Source organism: Salipaludibacillus neizhouensis (genome assembly GCF_002886185.1).
GTDB lineage: Bacteria > Bacillota > Bacilli > Bacillales > Salisediminibacteriaceae > Salipaludibacillus > Salipaludibacillus neizhouensis.
This window is the reverse complement of the sequence record NZ_KZ614148.1, coordinates 368,230-382,892: the sequence shown is the minus strand read 5'-3', so window position 1 is coordinate 382,892 and position 14,663 is coordinate 368,230. Positions and strand designations below refer to the sequence as shown.

At 38.8% G+C, this 14,663-nt stretch carries 13 protein-coding genes; 6 read left to right on the top strand and 7 right to left on the bottom strand.

Translation table 11 applies throughout. From position 1 onward, the window contains the following. Positions 1 to 226 precede the first annotated feature (226 nt). The gene (locus CEF18_RS24770; protein WP_110939164.1) at positions 227 to 3,304 is read right to left on the bottom strand and encodes an efflux RND transporter permease subunit; all 3,078 of its coding nucleotides are present in this window, start codon (positions 3,302 to 3,304) and stop codon (positions 227 to 229) included. Positions 3,305 to 3,473: 169 nt separating this feature from the next. Next, the gene (locus tag CEF18_RS24765) at positions 3,474 to 4,031 is read right to left on the bottom strand and encodes a TetR/AcrR family transcriptional regulator (RefSeq protein ID WP_110939163.1); all 558 of its coding nucleotides are present in this window, start codon (positions 4,029 to 4,031) and stop codon (positions 3,474 to 3,476) included. Positions 4,032 to 4,257: 226 nt separating this feature from the next. On the opposite strand from CEF18_RS24765, the gene CEF18_RS24760 reads away from it, so the two are divergent. The 4 genes from CEF18_RS24760 (at position 4,258) to CEF18_RS24745 (ending at position 7,699) form a co-directional block, all read left to right on the top strand. Further along, positions 4,258 to 5,088: a lipoate--protein ligase family protein gene (locus CEF18_RS24760; RefSeq protein WP_110939162.1), complete on the top strand. Its 831-nt coding sequence runs from the start codon at positions 4,258 to 4,260 to the stop codon at positions 5,086 to 5,088. A gap of 26 nt (positions 5,089 to 5,114) precedes the next feature. Next, entirely contained in the window at positions 5,115 to 6,014 is a 900-nt protein-coding gene (lipA, locus tag CEF18_RS24755; RefSeq protein ID WP_110939161.1) for a lipoyl synthase, read from the top strand. Between the two features lie 165 nt (positions 6,015 to 6,179). Beyond that, positions 6,180 to 7,028, top strand: a complete 849-nt coding sequence (locus tag CEF18_RS24750; protein WP_110939160.1) for a transporter substrate-binding domain-containing protein — start codon at positions 6,180 to 6,182, stop codon at positions 7,026 to 7,028. Positions 7,029 to 7,036: 8 nt separating this feature from the next. After that, positions 7,037 to 7,699: an amino acid ABC transporter permease gene (locus CEF18_RS24745; RefSeq protein ID WP_110939159.1), complete on the top strand. Its 663-nt coding sequence runs from the start codon at positions 7,037 to 7,039 to the stop codon at positions 7,697 to 7,699. 106 nt (positions 7,700 to 7,805) lie between these two features. On the opposite strand, the gene CEF18_RS24740 is transcribed toward CEF18_RS24745, so the two are convergent. Then, positions 7,806 to 8,681, bottom strand: coding sequence for an EamA family transporter (locus tag CEF18_RS24740; protein WP_110939158.1), 876 nt, complete (start codon positions 8,679 to 8,681; stop codon positions 7,806 to 7,808). Between the two features lie 335 nt (positions 8,682 to 9,016). On the opposite strand from CEF18_RS24740, the gene CEF18_RS24735 reads away from it, so the two are divergent. Then, positions 9,017 to 9,559, top strand: coding sequence for a YusW family protein (locus CEF18_RS24735; protein ID WP_110939157.1), 543 nt, complete (start codon positions 9,017 to 9,019; stop codon positions 9,557 to 9,559). Positions 9,560 to 9,665: 106 nt separating this feature from the next. On the opposite strand, the gene CEF18_RS24730 is transcribed toward CEF18_RS24735, so the two are convergent. Next, positions 9,666 to 10,598, bottom strand: coding sequence for a manganese-dependent inorganic pyrophosphatase (locus tag CEF18_RS24730; protein WP_110939156.1), 933 nt, complete (start codon positions 10,596 to 10,598; stop codon positions 9,666 to 9,668). 399 nt (positions 10,599 to 10,997) lie between these two features. Further along, positions 10,998 to 11,150 (bottom strand): hypothetical protein, encoded by a 153-nt coding sequence (locus CEF18_RS26240; RefSeq protein ID WP_183041133.1) that lies wholly within the window; start codon positions 11,148 to 11,150, stop codon positions 10,998 to 11,000. A 398-nt stretch (positions 11,151 to 11,548) separates the two neighbouring features. Between CEF18_RS26240 and CEF18_RS24725 the strand changes: the two genes are divergently transcribed. Then, entirely contained in the window at positions 11,549 to 11,869 is a 321-nt protein-coding gene (locus CEF18_RS24725) for an antibiotic biosynthesis monooxygenase family protein (RefSeq protein ID WP_407690442.1), read from the top strand. Positions 11,870 to 12,113: 244 nt separating this feature from the next. Here CEF18_RS24725 and CEF18_RS24720 read toward each other — a convergent pair whose 3' ends face one another. Continuing rightward, positions 12,114 to 13,577: a glycoside hydrolase family 1 protein gene (locus tag CEF18_RS24720; protein WP_110939154.1), complete on the bottom strand. Its 1,464-nt coding sequence runs from the start codon at positions 13,575 to 13,577 to the stop codon at positions 12,114 to 12,116. A 180-nt stretch (positions 13,578 to 13,757) separates the two neighbouring features. After that, on the bottom strand, positions 13,758 to 14,621 hold the full coding sequence (gene licT, locus CEF18_RS24715; RefSeq protein WP_110939153.1) for a BglG family transcription antiterminator LicT: 864 nt from the start codon (positions 14,619 to 14,621) through the stop codon (positions 13,758 to 13,760). Between the last annotated feature and the right edge of the window lie 42 nt (positions 14,622 to 14,663).

Sequence of the window (14,663 nt, the reverse complement as noted above, 5' to 3'; positions counted from 1 at the left end):
ATTATTTATTTAAGAAAAACGCGTAGCGTCTTTTCTTAAACGCAACGTTATACCTTTCGAGTAGCACCTACGTAATGCGTGTAGGTGCTACTCGAAAGGAGGTGATCTTCCTTGCTACGTGCGACTGAAGGCAGTTGCCTTCTTATTATCTTTTAAAAAAAGCACTGAAAAAGTCAAATCAACTTTTTCAGTACCCTATATGCAAAATCTATCCTCGTTTTTCTTCTTACTTTCCAAACTTTGTTGCAAAAGCTGTATAAACTGCTGGTACAAGAATAACAGTGAGCACTGCTGAGAATAACAACCCTGATATGATTGAAATAGCCAGCGGAGTAAATAAAACATCCCCACTTAGCGCTACCGGTGTAAGGGCACCGATTGCAGTGAACGCCGTTAATAAAATCGGTCGTAAACGAACTCTCCCTGCTTCAATAACTGCTTCTTCAATATTCATCCCCTCATCTCGACGTTGCTTGATAAATTCGAGAAGAACAATCGAATTTCTTACCACAATACCGGAAAGAGACACAATTCCCATTAAAGCCATGAATCCCAAGCCTGTTTGCGTGAGAAACAATCCAATCATCGCCCCTGCTCCAGCGATATAAATCGTACTAATCACTAACAGTGGAATGCTTAATGAATAAAATTGAATCGCCATAACAATATAAATTAAAAACATCACAACAATAAACAATGTGGCCAATTCAAGAATAAAGTCCGTGCGTGCTTCAGTTTCGCCGCCTAAGCTCACGGTATAATCAGATCCGGCTGATGCTTGCAAATCTTCTGTGATTGTTCCTATCTCGGACTCCAGAACATCATCGTTGTCATCCGCCGGAAAGACTCTTACAGTAATCGTGCGAACTCCTTCATCACGAATAATCTGCGGAATCTCCTCCACTTCTGTTGCATCTAGTAACGTCTCTAGTACAATAAGTTCTGGAGGACCCGCTTCTCCATTTCCCTGACTTGGTATAACGATCTCTGACAAATCCAATTCATCATTTTCTTCGAGTCTGTCCAACGTCAGTTGAAGATCAATCACTTCTTCTCCTGTACGGAATGTCATTAACGGAATTCCTTCTGTACGAATCCCAATTTGCTCACTTATTTGTGCTAAAGTAATCCCTTGTTCTTCTAATTCTTCTCGAACCGGTTCGTAAACAATGGTCGGTCGCAGTGGCCCCATATCATCTAGAACAGTACCACTTTCTTCTAAATTCCGAATTTCTGTCTGCAGCTGGTTACTCATCTCAATCAACGTATCTACTTCCGGACCTTGTAACGCGATCGCAATCGGAGCTCCTACCGGGGGACCTGATTCGATCGTCGTTAATTCTATTTCAGCATCTGAAAACTCCTCTTGCAATGGCTCTGTCCACCTAGAGATTGTTTCTACTGCTGATTGCTTTTCTCTGTCCACCCGCAGCAACAGGTTCCCTGTCTCATTTCCCCCGTTCGTGATACCATCACCGAACAATGGAGGTAATCCATTGCCCGCGTAAACAGCCGTTTCATTAATAAATTCATCATCTGCTAAAATAAAATCTTTCATTTCCAGTAAAGTACTTTCGGTTTCCTCTATTGTTGTTCCTGCTGGTAATCGAACTTCAACTGTCACCTCTGCTCTATCCGTGCTCGGGAAAAACTCTACAGGAATAAAAGGAATCAATGCATAAAAGCATGTCGTAATAATAAAACCAAAGATAGCTACTTTCCATGGGTGACGGACGACCCGTTTTAAGATAGAATCACTATACCAATTTGCCAACCGGTCCAATTGAATTCCTAATAGTCCTTCTTTAGGCACACGGTGTGACTTTTCTTTTTTACGCCGTTGTTTTTTCTCTCTCCACACAAGAAAAATAGGCACAAACGTTAAAGCTACGATCGTTGAAGCTAAAATAGTCATGATTAAAACTGTTGGAAGTGCCCGTATAAAGTCTCCATTTGCCCCTGAAATAAATACAAGTGGCAAAAAGGTAAAAACAATGGCTAATGTAGAAGTAATAATTGAGATGCGAACTTCTTTACTTCCTTGCAGCGCACCTTCTAAAGGTCCTAATCCTTCCCGGTATTTATTACGTATGTTATCGCCAACTACGATCGCGTCATCCACTAATATACCGAGTGCAATGATCAAACCGATAATAGAAATTTGGTTTAAACTCACATTAAAGAATGGTAATGGAATGAGTCCTATTAATACGGAAGTTGGTATAGCCAAGGCAACTACCAAAGCAGATGAAAAGCTTAAACCTAATAAAGACACGACAATGACGGAAACTACCGCTAATAGAAATGAAATCGACAAGTTACTGAATATCTCATCCACTATCGTTTTTTGAGTATAAAATAACTCAAATTCAACTTCTTCAGGGAGCTCCGCAGATAAATCTACCATTCTATCGTTAACATCATCATGTAAGTTTGGTATGTGAACATCGCTTCCTGTTGTAACCGTAAACGATACCGCAGATTCATCCTCGTATGTGATTAAATCTTCCGGTGTTTCATTTTCCATTCCTATAGAAGCAATGTCCTCTAAATAAACGGCATTGTCGTCAGGATTACGTCCAATGAAGATTCCACCTATCTCTTCTTCACTTTCTAGTACAGCCAGTGCTAATTGGACATTCTCCCCATTGATCTCCTGTAAGCCAAGCGGTTGCGTATTGAGTTCTTCTTCCACAGCTTCAATGACATTAGGAATCTCAAGGCCATTTTCAAATAGTTCCTCTGAATCTATATTAATCTGGTAGTTTTGATCGGGAAACCCTTTCACAATGGTGTTCTCTACCCCGGGTATTGCTTCAATCTCCCTTTGCCACCCATGAATAATATCTTTTAATTCATATAATTCTTCTCTATCACTACTTTTCACATGGTAGCTTGATAACGCACCAAGTCCACCGGATTGAGATAGATTAGGCGTACTTACCTGTTCAGGCAGCTTGCTTTCTGCACCATTTATTGCCTGTTGAATTTCCATAAACACTTCAGTTCCATTGACTCCGTCTTGAAGCCGGAGAACAATATTCGAGAATCCCGAAGTAGATACAGAATTAATTTCATCAATCCCATCGATATTTTCAAGTGCATTTTCTATAGGTATCGTTACTTGCTGCTCAACGTCCTCAGGTGTTCCACCGGGATAAACCGTTGAAACAGTTCCAATATCTAAAGATATCGTCGGTATTTCCTTTTGTGGAAGTTGAAATAACGTTAATGTCCCTATTGCAATGAGCAGCAGTACAAACACCATTGTGATTTTTGGCCTTTTTATGATTGTATTAAACATTCTTACTTCCCCCTATTCCACTATAAAATGACAGTTGTGTCACTTTCACATAAAAAAAGAGACGCCAATCTGTTCACGACGAGTAGAGCAATGTTTTAGTAGTTCCGAATATGCTCCGTTCATTATATACCTTTCTTTTCAAAAAGGCTCGAATCTTAACTCTTTTTCTTTATTTTTTTAATCCGGACATGAGTAGTTGATAGACTTCATTTACCCATTCGTCAAGTGTTTCATGATGAACAGGAATTTGAACCGTTGACATGACTAAGCCTACAATGGTTTTCATATGAATATCATCGCGGACGACACCTTTCATTTGACCGGCCTTTAACGTTGCCTCTATTTTAGCCTTCATCTTTATGAATAGACCAAACATCTTTTTCGTGTTTTCTTCTACTGCAGGCGAGGCCTTTTTATCAATGTAAGGCATTATTTGCAGCATTTGATGCATATTTGCATACTTAGACCACAATCTGATTAATTCTTTAACTGGTTCTTCTTCTTGATCGACATTATCCATTTGAGCGACCGCATTTTCTAACAAGTGCACCATGTAATCAGTAACTAGCTCTTCTTTTTTCGTATAATAATTGTAGATGGTACTTCTTGCCACTCCTAAGCGGGCAGACAAAGCTTTAAAGTGAAAGCCACTATACCCTGACTCCATGATGAGTTTTTCCGTTTCCTTAAATAACATTGCCTGATCGATTGTTTTTTTTCGACTCATCCTTACTAGGACTCCTTTTTCTTTATCTCTATTTCATCCGTATATATTCTACATTATCTCAAAAAATACAAGATGTACAATCATTTCATGAGGGAAGGCAATAAATAAATTGATGATTAATCTCTATTACCAAGTATACCGCCCCACTTTTTAAATGTTTCTATAATTCTTACTTTGAAGTTGAAGCCATTTTTAGGTATGATTAGATATTAGGGGGAGGGGAAATATGGAAACATGGTATTATATTGATTCAGGTAACAGGTCTCCTTCTTATAACATGGCCTTAGATGAAAAATTAATGAATTGGCATAAGGAAGGAACTATTCCTCCGGTCATTCGTTTTTATGGTTGGCAACCCGCCACTTTATCCTTAGGATATTTTCAACGCGTTGAAAAAGAAATTAATATGGAGGAAGTAAAACGGCATTCCCTTGGATTCGTAAGAAGATCGACTGGTGGAAGGTCTGTTTTACATGATGATGAACTTACTTACAGCGTGATTGTGTCGGAGGATCATCCCCGAATGCCAGAATCCGTCACCGAAGCTTATCGGATTATTTCTGAAGGCCTGTTACAAGGCTTTCGACTTTTAGACCTCCAAGCAGAGTTTTCAATTCCTAAGACCGATGAGGAAAAAAAAGCGCTCAAGCAACCAAGATCTTCTGTTTGTTTCGATGCTCCTTCTTGGTACGAGCTCGTTGTCGAAGGGCGTAAAGTTGCCGGCAGTGCTCAAACAAGATCTAAAGGGGTCATCCTTCAGCATGGCTCGATTATTTTATCGATCGATGAAGAGAAATTATTTGATTTATTTAATTACTCGTCTGAAAAAGTTAGACGAAGGATGCAACATAGTTTTTCAAAAAAAGCAGTGGCAATCAATGAACTACTTGAAGTGTCAGTCTCATTGGCTGATGTAAAAGATGCTTTTAAAATAGGGTTTGAAAAAGGTTTAGACATTCATTTGGAATCTTTTCAATTAACTAATGAGCAAGAACAGGAAGTATTAAAATTAGCCTCAGAAAAGTATGAACAGGATCGTTGGAATTACAAACTTTAAACGAGTAAAGTGAGGAGTGTTTATTCATGGCAACAAAACGGGAAGAACACGTTCGTAAACCAGACTGGTTGAAAATTAAACTGAATACAAATGAATCATACACAGGATTAAAGAAGCTAATGCGGGAAAAAAACCTACATACCGTCTGTGAAGAAGCAAAGTGTCCGAACATTCACGAATGCTGGGCAGAGCGGAAAACAGCAACATTTATGATTCTCGGAGATATTTGTACAAGAGCATGCCGATTCTGTGCTGTTAAGTCGGGGTTACCGAATGAACTTGATGAACAGGAGCCGGAAAGAGTTGCCGATTCTGTTAGTATTATGGATTTAAAACACGTCGTAATCACGGCGGTCGCCCGTGATGATTTAAATGATAAAGGGGCCACTATCTTTGCCGAAACTGTTCGGGCAATTCGTAGAAAAAGTCCTTTCACCACTGTGGAGGTTCTTCCGTCAGATATGGGTGGAAGCGAGGAAAACTTACGCATTTTAATGGATGCACGTCCAAACATTTTTAATCACAATATAGAAACTGTTCGTCGTCTAACCCCGACAGTCCGAGCGATAGCGACTTATGAACGAACCTTGGAAGTTCTTCGTCGCTGTAAAGAGATGCATGCTGATATCCCTACTAAATCGAGTGTGATGTTAGGTCTAGGCGAGACGAAAGAAGAGATCCTCGAAACAATGGATGATCTGCGTGCAGTTGATGTAGATATATTAACGTTAGGTCAATACATGCAGCCTACTAAAAAACATCTAAAAATTAAAAAATACTGGACACCGGAAGAGTTCGCTGAGCTTCGGGACATCGCATTCTCAAAAGGATTTAAACACTGTGAATCTGGTCCTCTCGTTCGGTCTTCCTATCATGCGGATGAGCAAGTGAATGCAGCACAAGAAAACATTCAATCTGCTAAATAAGTATCTGCTAGTACCCACGACAAATACTATCGTGGGTATTTTTCTGTTCATTTCACCTTGAAAACGGTTACTTATTGAATCCAAAACTTTCTGATTGCCTTCATATCTACTTACATGCTATGTTTTTAATGGAGTAAAGATAATTTTTGAGGAGGTTCTTTTTTTATGCTTAATTTTTCCAATACGATTCGAAAAGCATCACTATTGGGTGCTTTATCGACGACTCTCATACTCACTGCTTGTGGTAGTAATGATGAAGAAGTATCTCAATGGGATGAGATCCAAGAAGAAGGAACATTAACTGTTGCTACATCCGGGACTCTCTTCCCTACATCGTTTTATTCTGATGAGACTGAAGAGTTAACAGGGTTCGAAGTAAAGATTGCACGTGAAGTTGCTGCCCGCCTTGACTTAGACATTGAGTTTACGGAGATGGGTTTCGACGGGATGCTGACTTCCATTAATAATGATCAAGTTGATTTTGCTGTGAACGACATTGATATAAGTGAGTCCCGCGAAGAAGACTTTTTGTTTTCCGATCCATATAAATTCTCATATGGCAGCATGGTCGTTCGCGAAGGTGACTATTCCGGCATTGAAACGATGGAAGATTTAGAAGGTAAACGTGCGGGTGGTGCTGCAACTACTATCTATACGCAAATTGCGGAAGGGTATGGTGCCGAAGCCGTCACCTATGACAACGTCACAAATGACACTTATTTACTTGATGTAGAAAACGGCAGAACGGACGTTATCTTAAACGATTACTATTTGCAAACAATGGCCGTAGAAGCTTTACCGGAAATTGCGGTAACCGTTCACCCTGAATTATTTTACCGTCCAAATAATCAAGGAATTATTATGAAAAAAGAAAATACTGAGCTCCAGGAAAATATAAACTCTGTCATTCAAGAAATGCTTGAAGATGGCACAATCACAGAGTTATCCGAGCAATTCTTCGCTGGCCAGGATGTATCTAAAGAACCGGATATTGATTTCGCAGTCGAAGAGTAAGGAGAGCCATGATGTTTGATATAAGATTAGCGATTGAGTCAATCCCATATATCATGCAAGGAATAGGTTATACGTTATTTATTTCTCTGACAAGTATGGTGCTAGGGCTTTTGTTAAGTCTTTTTCTAGCCCTTGCACGAATGTCGGATAATGCTCTATTAAGGTGGCCCGCCCGCACTTATATTTCTTTCATGCGAGGGGTTCCGATACTTATCATTCTATTTATGCTGTACTTCGCATTTCCGTCTATCGGTTTACAATTCAATGCTGTAACCGCAGCAGTTATCGGTTTTAGTTTAAATAGTGCTGCTTATATGGCCGAAATTAATCGATCTGCTATTGCCGCTGTGCCGAAAGGGCAATGGGAATCAGCTCGATCCCTTGGGTTTTCCTACTGGCTTATGCTGCGTCGTATTGTTTTACCCCAAGCTACACGAATTGCTATCCCTCCCACTTCAAACGTGTTACTCGATTTAATAAAAGCTTCTTCTTTAGCCGCAATGATCACCGTGCCTGAAATTTTTAACATGGCCAAAATCATTGGTGGAAGAGAAATGGACTTTTTAACGATGTACATGTTAGTAGCATTGATTTATTGGGGTGTTTGTTCGTTGATGACTGTATTGCAAGATTACCTAGAGAAACGATTTGAGAAATACGGAGAATTATAAGAAAAACGCGTAGCGTCTTTTGGTAAATACAGCGTTATCTTATGCATTATCTGTAAATAAAAGACAAGGTCCCCCTTAAAAGATAAGGAGTGGATCTTGTTTTTTATTAAGATAGAGGGACACTTCTTTTTTTCGGTGTGTAAAATAAAATAGTAAGGCCTAAAAAAATAAAAAACACGCCTATGATCGCCGTTAGGGTAAGAACCTCCCCAACGACCAACACACCAAGCATCGCGGCAGTCAAAGGTTCTGCCAGAGATAACGTCACTGCAACAGAAGCACGGACACCCATCAGCCCTTTGACGAACAAAAGGTACGCAAGTGCAGTTGCTATGATACCTAAGTGAAGAACCACCATAGCACCGTTAAATTGCAGCACCCAGCTTACATCGAATACAAATAATAAAGGCGAGAGAAACAAAGCGGATAACGAAAATACTACCGCTACTGCCATTTCTGAAGGCAGTTTCAGGATAATTTGTTTATTTATCAACGTATAGCAAGAGAAAGCCACCCCCGCTCCAATTGCCATTAAAAATCCAAGAGGATCTAACTGGATATTCCCATCGGTAGCAAACAGAAGGATACACCCTATAATTGATAAAACAGTCGCCAGCCACCATTGTCTGTCCGGTCTTCGTTTATAAACGAGTAATTCTATTAGTCCAGTAAGTATTGGTGCACTCCCTATGGCTATGACTGTCCCTATAGCTACGCCAGTCACGGAAACGGCTGAGAAAAATAATGGTTGATAGGCTGCCATAGCTACTGCCGCCATTAAAATAGCTTTAACAGGCCATTGAATGCTTTTGTCTCTTTTTTGAAAGATAACCAAAAGGAATAAAACAGAACCTCCCACCGCCAAACGCATCGTTCCAATTGCGATTGGATGTGCATTTTCTGGTGCGAAAAATTGCGCTGTACCTGTTGTTCCCCAGAGCATTGCTCCAAATAGCACTAGAAAAAATGATCCCTTCTTCACGTCTGTCACGTCCTTTGAACGGTAAGATTAATATGTATGCACCATTTTAATTATACTATCATGTTCTCCTTTCCGATAGATTGTTTCTTTATTCGAGGCACTTAATCCGTTCTAGGTGGACACTTTCGCCTCTTCAATTCTTCTCAAAATATAGTTTATAAAAACAACAGTTAAATACTACGATAAAAGATGAATCCAATCATTTTTTATCGACCTTTTGTTTTCCCACCGGGTCATGTTAAGTTTTACATAAATGGTTATCTCCCCCCTTATTATGTTTATTTTTTTCGAATAGTGGGATATTAGAATATTGATATATTGAGAGGAAGATCATAATGGAGCGACTTTTATTTATAATGCTGTTTTTTGTATTACTTCTTACTGCATGTGGCAACGGTAATGAGGAACTTGATCCAAATGAAGAGAGTATGGATGTCAATTTTAATGAGAATATAAGCGCCGATCTTAACGACAATGAATTAGACCTCGTTGAAAATAATCAGACGAGTATCGAGGATCAGGATACACAAAACGGATCAAAGGAAAGTTCTTCATTTGATTATGGTGTGGATGACTTTGACTTAGGTTTGGAATTTCAAGATGGGGATGAATGGGATTACGATTATGATTATGAGGAGGACAAGGAAGCAGAAATTGAAAAAGAAAATGGTGAGAAGATAGAAATATCCGGCCCTGAAGCCATTGAAGAAATTGAAATAATGCTTCAAGAAATACAAATCACTCCGCCCACATCTGAAGACGATGCTATTGCCGAGATTTTAAACCACTTAACGGTAAGTGAACAGGATTTATTAAGTTTTGAACTAGAAATTGATTTCAATGATGGAGAAGAGCTTGATGTTAGTCGAAGTTACTAAACTTAGGTTGAGAAAAAGAAAGTGCCTTAAGATCGCATGGATCAGAGGCACTTTTAAAAATTATTATAAACTGTCAAATTACCAAAAGTCAGACATTCTGCTTACTTTATGACAACGCACTTGTTAACTGTGGGACAATTTGTTTTTTACGTGATACAACACCTGGCAATGTAGCTTGATTATTATCTAGCTTAACATCAAATGCCTTTTCAACAGCTTGTTTTTCAGCACCAACAGCAAGAATAACTGAATCATTTTCTAAAATATCAGTCACTGCTAAAACGAATAAACCTAATCCTTTTTCTGCAATGGTCTTAGCCATCTCTTGTTCGACTTCTGCTTTACGGCCTAACACATCTTCTGTGTCGACAACGTTTACTTGGGAAACTTCCACTTTATGAGATCCCATTGTGAATTCCTTCGCATCAATCGTAAGCAATTGCTTTACTGACTTTTCACTCATATCCGCGCCAGCCTTAAGCATTTCAAGCCCATATTCCTCTACATTCATCTCCGCGATAACAGCTAATTCTTTTGCCGCTTCAACATCTTCGTCTGTACACGTTGGAGACTTAAATAATAATGAATCGGAAATGATTGCCGAAACCATGAGACCAGCCATTTCTTTCGTAACTTTTACACTATTTTCTTTATAAAGTTTGTTTAATATCGTAGCCGTACAACCTACGGGCTCTGCACGATAATATAACGGGGCTTCCGTTTCAAAATTCGCAATACGATGGTGATCAATAACTTCTAAAACCTGAACCTGGTCCAAATCCTTTGCGCTTTGCTGACGCTCGTTATGATCAACCAATATTACTTGATTCACTTCATTTGAAACACTCTCTACGAAACGAGGTGCTTTTATCTTGAAATGATCCAAAGCATATTGCGTTTCCCCATTTACTTCACCAAGTCTAACCGGTTCTATAGCCATTCCAAGCTTGGATTTCAAATCTGCATACACAATAGCGGAGCAGATAGTATCTGTATCCGGATTTTGATGTCCAAAAACTAACACATTTTCATTACTCATGCACAAGACACTCCTTCTTTAACTAACATTCATTAAGGGTAATTTTATCATGTTAAAGGTGTGTATGTCACTATATCCGACAAAAGTGATGCGAATTTTATTGAATTGCATGAATGTATTAAAAAGGCTAATGGAGCTATAGTGAATCTTGGTGCCATTTACACGAACGTGGCAGGCTGAGTGTCGTTATAATCTTTCTATAACGACACTCAGGGCATCAAACGCTTCTGAATGTCACTTTCCGCTTCTTACAGTAACATTCGATCTGGTGCCATCGGTGTAAGTGTCACTTATAGACTTCTATCTTTCTTTTTGAACACAAATACCGTAAAATCTAAGAATTTAATACATTCAAAAAACTATTCCAGTTATTGCTGCTGGAATAGCCCCCCTCTTCATCTATACACGGCTTTCTTTTTTTGAGGCATACAATTCTTCTAATTCCGTTAACGTCAGTTTTTCTATTGCTCCTCTACTTATTCCTAATTGGGCCAACCTCTTTATTAAAAACTCTCTTTTTTTCTTAATAGCTTCTTGAATGTATTTGGACATTCTTAACGCCTCCCATCCTCAGGTAACCATGTATATTCAACTTCCTTATGATCATTCATTACATCTATTTATCAATATATGTCGCTTCCTCAAGTTTTGCTTGGCTAAATACGATTGTTAGGAGGATTCAATTCGTCCTACAATACTCGGAAAACAATCACCACAAATACTATTTAACAATGATTCCCATTATAAAATATGATGATGATATCTAATCTGTGAATGGAGTGTTCGGATTGTTTATTTAAGAAAACGCGTAGCGTATTTTGTTAAATACAGCGTCAGCTTCCGTCGCCCCGAGTAGCACCTACTCAGTGCGTGTAGGTGCTACTCGAAAGGAGGATAATTTTCCCTTGATACTTGCGGTGTGAAGGTAGCTGTCAATTTAATAAATACTTATTTCTGAAACAAAGACGATTGTAGTGAAACAGGGTACTGCCGATAAAGTAGTCGATCGATTTAGTGGGGAAGGCATCATTGAACAATCAGAAGGATTTATAGATCTTAGTGTTCTTGTAAAAGAGTCACGCAAAGGAAACGATAAAGTAGTTGTTCTTATTCGATGGGAGTCTGAAGCTTCATGGAAACAGTGGGAAAAAAGCGAAGCACATATTAATATGCACCGTCAAAATCGAGGGAAACCGAAACCTGATCATATCGTCGATTCATCACACGATACGTATCATGTTCGCGGCGTTAAAACTGCGTCAGCAAATTAAACGATATTGGCCATTTAAATATAATCTCAATAAAACGCCCACCTTTCGAAAATGCAAAAGGTGGGCAGTTACTTGACTTAAATAATAACTTCTTAAGACGTCTATGCCGTTTTTCTTATAAGTAAAGTATAAGATGACACCTATCTTTACGCCACACGCACCAAGGGAAACCCACCCTTGTTACTTAAATGATGGTGGCAAAAGATCACGCTGTATTTAATAAAAGACGGCAATGCCGTTTTTCTTAGTCTAAATCTCTTCCGTTCGTCTCAATTACTTTTTGATACCAGTAAAAACTGTCTTTGCGGCTTCTGTCCAATGTTCCATTACCATAGTCATCCTGATCAACATAGATAAATCCATAACGCTTGGACATTTCAGAAGTAGAAAAACTGATTAAATCAATCGGTCCCCATGCCGTGTATCCCATTAGGTCCACACCATCTGCAACGGCTTCTCTCATTTCACGAATATGCTCACGTAAATATGCCATTCGGTACTCGTCATGAATACTGCCATCTTCCTCCACTTTGTCAAATGCACCCAATCCATTTTCAACGACAAACAAAGGTTTTTCGTAACGATCAGTGAACATATTTAATAATGTACGTAAGCCTTTCGGATCGATCTGCCAACCCCAGTCAGAAGCTTCAAGGTAAGGATTCTTCAAGCTGCTCATTATATTTCCGGCTACTCTTTCTCCTTCCGTTTCTGGACGAGCAGAGACAGATGACATGTAGTAACTTAATGCCACGTAGTCCACAAGATTCTCCTGCAGAACTTTCTCATCCGACTCATCCTTCTCGATAACAATTCCATTATCATCAAAAAAGCGAGTCATGTACGCAGGATAGTGTCCTCTTGCCATTACATCCGTGAAGAAGAACGTATTCCGTTGATCATTAAGTGCTTCTAGAACATCTTCTGGGTGTGTTGTGTTCGCATAGTTAAGCATCCCAATCACCATACATCCAATTTGACCATCCGGAATAGTTTCATGTAAAGCTTTAACAGCTTTTGCACTCGCAACAAACTGATGATGAGCTGCCTGAAACTTAGCTTGTAAAATATCCTCATCCTTTACTTGATCACGTAAAAATGCCCCACCAATATATGGACTCATCATAATGGCATTAATTTCATTAAAGGTAATCCAGTATTTCACTTTATCTTTAAAACGAGTAAACACCGTTTGCGCATAGCGTTCAAAGAAATCAACTAGTTTTCGGTTTGTCCATCCTCCGTACTCCAAGGCTAAATGAACTGGTGTTTCATAGTGTGACAACGTGACAACTGGTTCAATTCCTTGTTTATGCAATTCATCAAATAAATCATCATAAAATTTGAGGCCTGCTTCATTCGGTTCCAAATCGTCTCCATCCGGAAAAATTCTTCCCCAAGAAATAGATACACGTAGTGTCTTAAAACCCATTTCTTTAAATAGAGCTATATCTTCTTTATAGCGATTATAAAAATCAATTCCGTATCTTTTTGGATAATCTTTATCATTTTTATTCGCTAATGCCTCTTTTACTTCCTCAGTAGTAGGAAATGGCAGCTTCATTTTTTTACGATCCTCTGGACGAACGACTTTTACAACGTCACTAATATTTGGTCCTTTCCCATCCTTGTCGTACGAACCTTCTACTTGGTTAGCAGCGATTGCTCCACCCCACATAAAATTTTCTGGAAATCCTTTTATACTCATACTATCCCCAACCTTTCAAGTCAATTATATTAAGTATTTCTCCTACCAAATCTTTATTTGTTTGCTCTAAATATCTCATCTCCGAGATTTTTAAAAAACCTAAATCACGCCAATGAAAGAGCGCAGTAAAAGCTCCATTGGTTCGTAACTTAGGTTTTGCCTGATTTACAGTAACAATCCTTAGTTGGATGTTTTATTATTTAATTGATGTCTATTTGCCACGCGATGAACATGGAGTGTTAAATAGACCTTTTCATCCTTTGAAACTCGCCAATTATGTGCCTTTTCTATATACATCGCTATTTTTTCACTGCACTGAAATGCTTCCTTATACTTCCACTTGACCTGGTCATATAAAAAGTCATCTGGATTGTCTGCGTCTTGTCCCTCTTCTTTCATTAACCGAAAAGAGAAAAAACGTAGATGTGTCAGAAATCTTTCATAATTAATCGATCCCTCATCTAACTCCATGCCGAAATGGTATTTAACAATATTAAGAATATCATTAACCATTTCTGTTGCTAAAACCATTGATTCTAATCCCTCACCGGATATTTGACTGTTGAGAAGGTGGAGTGCAATGGATCCTGCTTCATCATCTTCCAGTCGATACCCCGTATCTTCTTCGATGATGTCTAAGGCATGTCGTGCAACTTCATACTCTTGCTTGTAAAATTTACGTATTTCCCATAATAGAGGATTTTTTAATTGCATCCCTTGCTTATGTCTCGTAATAGCAAAACTTAAGTGATCAGTTAAAGCAACATATAAAAAATCGTCTAATTTAGTCGATAGCCGTGATTTTGCATAGGATATTATTTTGTCAGAGAGTTGCAAGTACTTTTCCGATACATCACTTAGTAGCTCAGCTAGCTTATCGGACACATCATCGCTTTCAAGAACAAATGTTTTCTCAATTTTAGACGAGTCAACCAAGTCCCCCACTTTTTTCTGAAATGCTAACCCTTTACCCATGACTACTAATTCTTGATTATCATTCTCTGTTAACACGACGTTATTGTTTAAAACCTTTTTTATATCCATTTGCACTCCTCCTTTCTTGTTAAGGCTTTCTGGAACATAAAA

Coding starts and splice junctions, on each gene's coding strand:
- CEF18_RS24770 (WP_110939164.1), bottom strand. CDS start 3,304: ATGTTTAATACAATCATAAAAAGGCCAAAAATCACAATGGTGTTTGTA.
- CEF18_RS24765 (WP_110939163.1), bottom strand. CDS start 4,031: ATGAGTCGAAAAAAAACAATCGATCAGGCAATGTTATTTAAGGAAACG.
- CEF18_RS24760 (WP_110939162.1), top strand. CDS start 4,258: ATGGAAACATGGTATTATATTGATTCAGGTAACAGGTCTCCTTCTTAT.
- lipA (WP_110939161.1), top strand. CDS start 5,115: ATGGCAACAAAACGGGAAGAACACGTTCGTAAACCAGACTGGTTGAAA.
- CEF18_RS24750 (WP_110939160.1), top strand. CDS start 6,180: ATGCTTAATTTTTCCAATACGATTCGAAAAGCATCACTATTGGGTGCT.
- CEF18_RS24745 (WP_110939159.1), top strand. CDS start 7,037: ATGATGTTTGATATAAGATTAGCGATTGAGTCAATCCCATATATCATG.
- CEF18_RS24735 (WP_110939157.1), top strand. CDS start 9,017: ATGGAGCGACTTTTATTTATAATGCTGTTTTTTGTATTACTTCTTACT.
- CEF18_RS24730 (WP_110939156.1), bottom strand. CDS start 10,598: ATGAGTAATGAAAATGTGTTAGTTTTTGGACATCAAAATCCGGATACA.
- CEF18_RS26240 (WP_183041133.1), bottom strand. CDS start 11,150: ATGTCCAAATACATTCAAGAAGCTATTAAGAAAAAAAGAGAGTTTTTA.
- CEF18_RS24720 (WP_110939154.1), bottom strand. CDS start 13,577: ATGAGTATAAAAGGATTTCCAGAAAATTTTATGTGGGGTGGAGCAATC.
- licT (WP_110939153.1), bottom strand. CDS start 14,621: ATGGATATAAAAAAGGTTTTAAACAATAACGTCGTGTTAACAGAGAAT.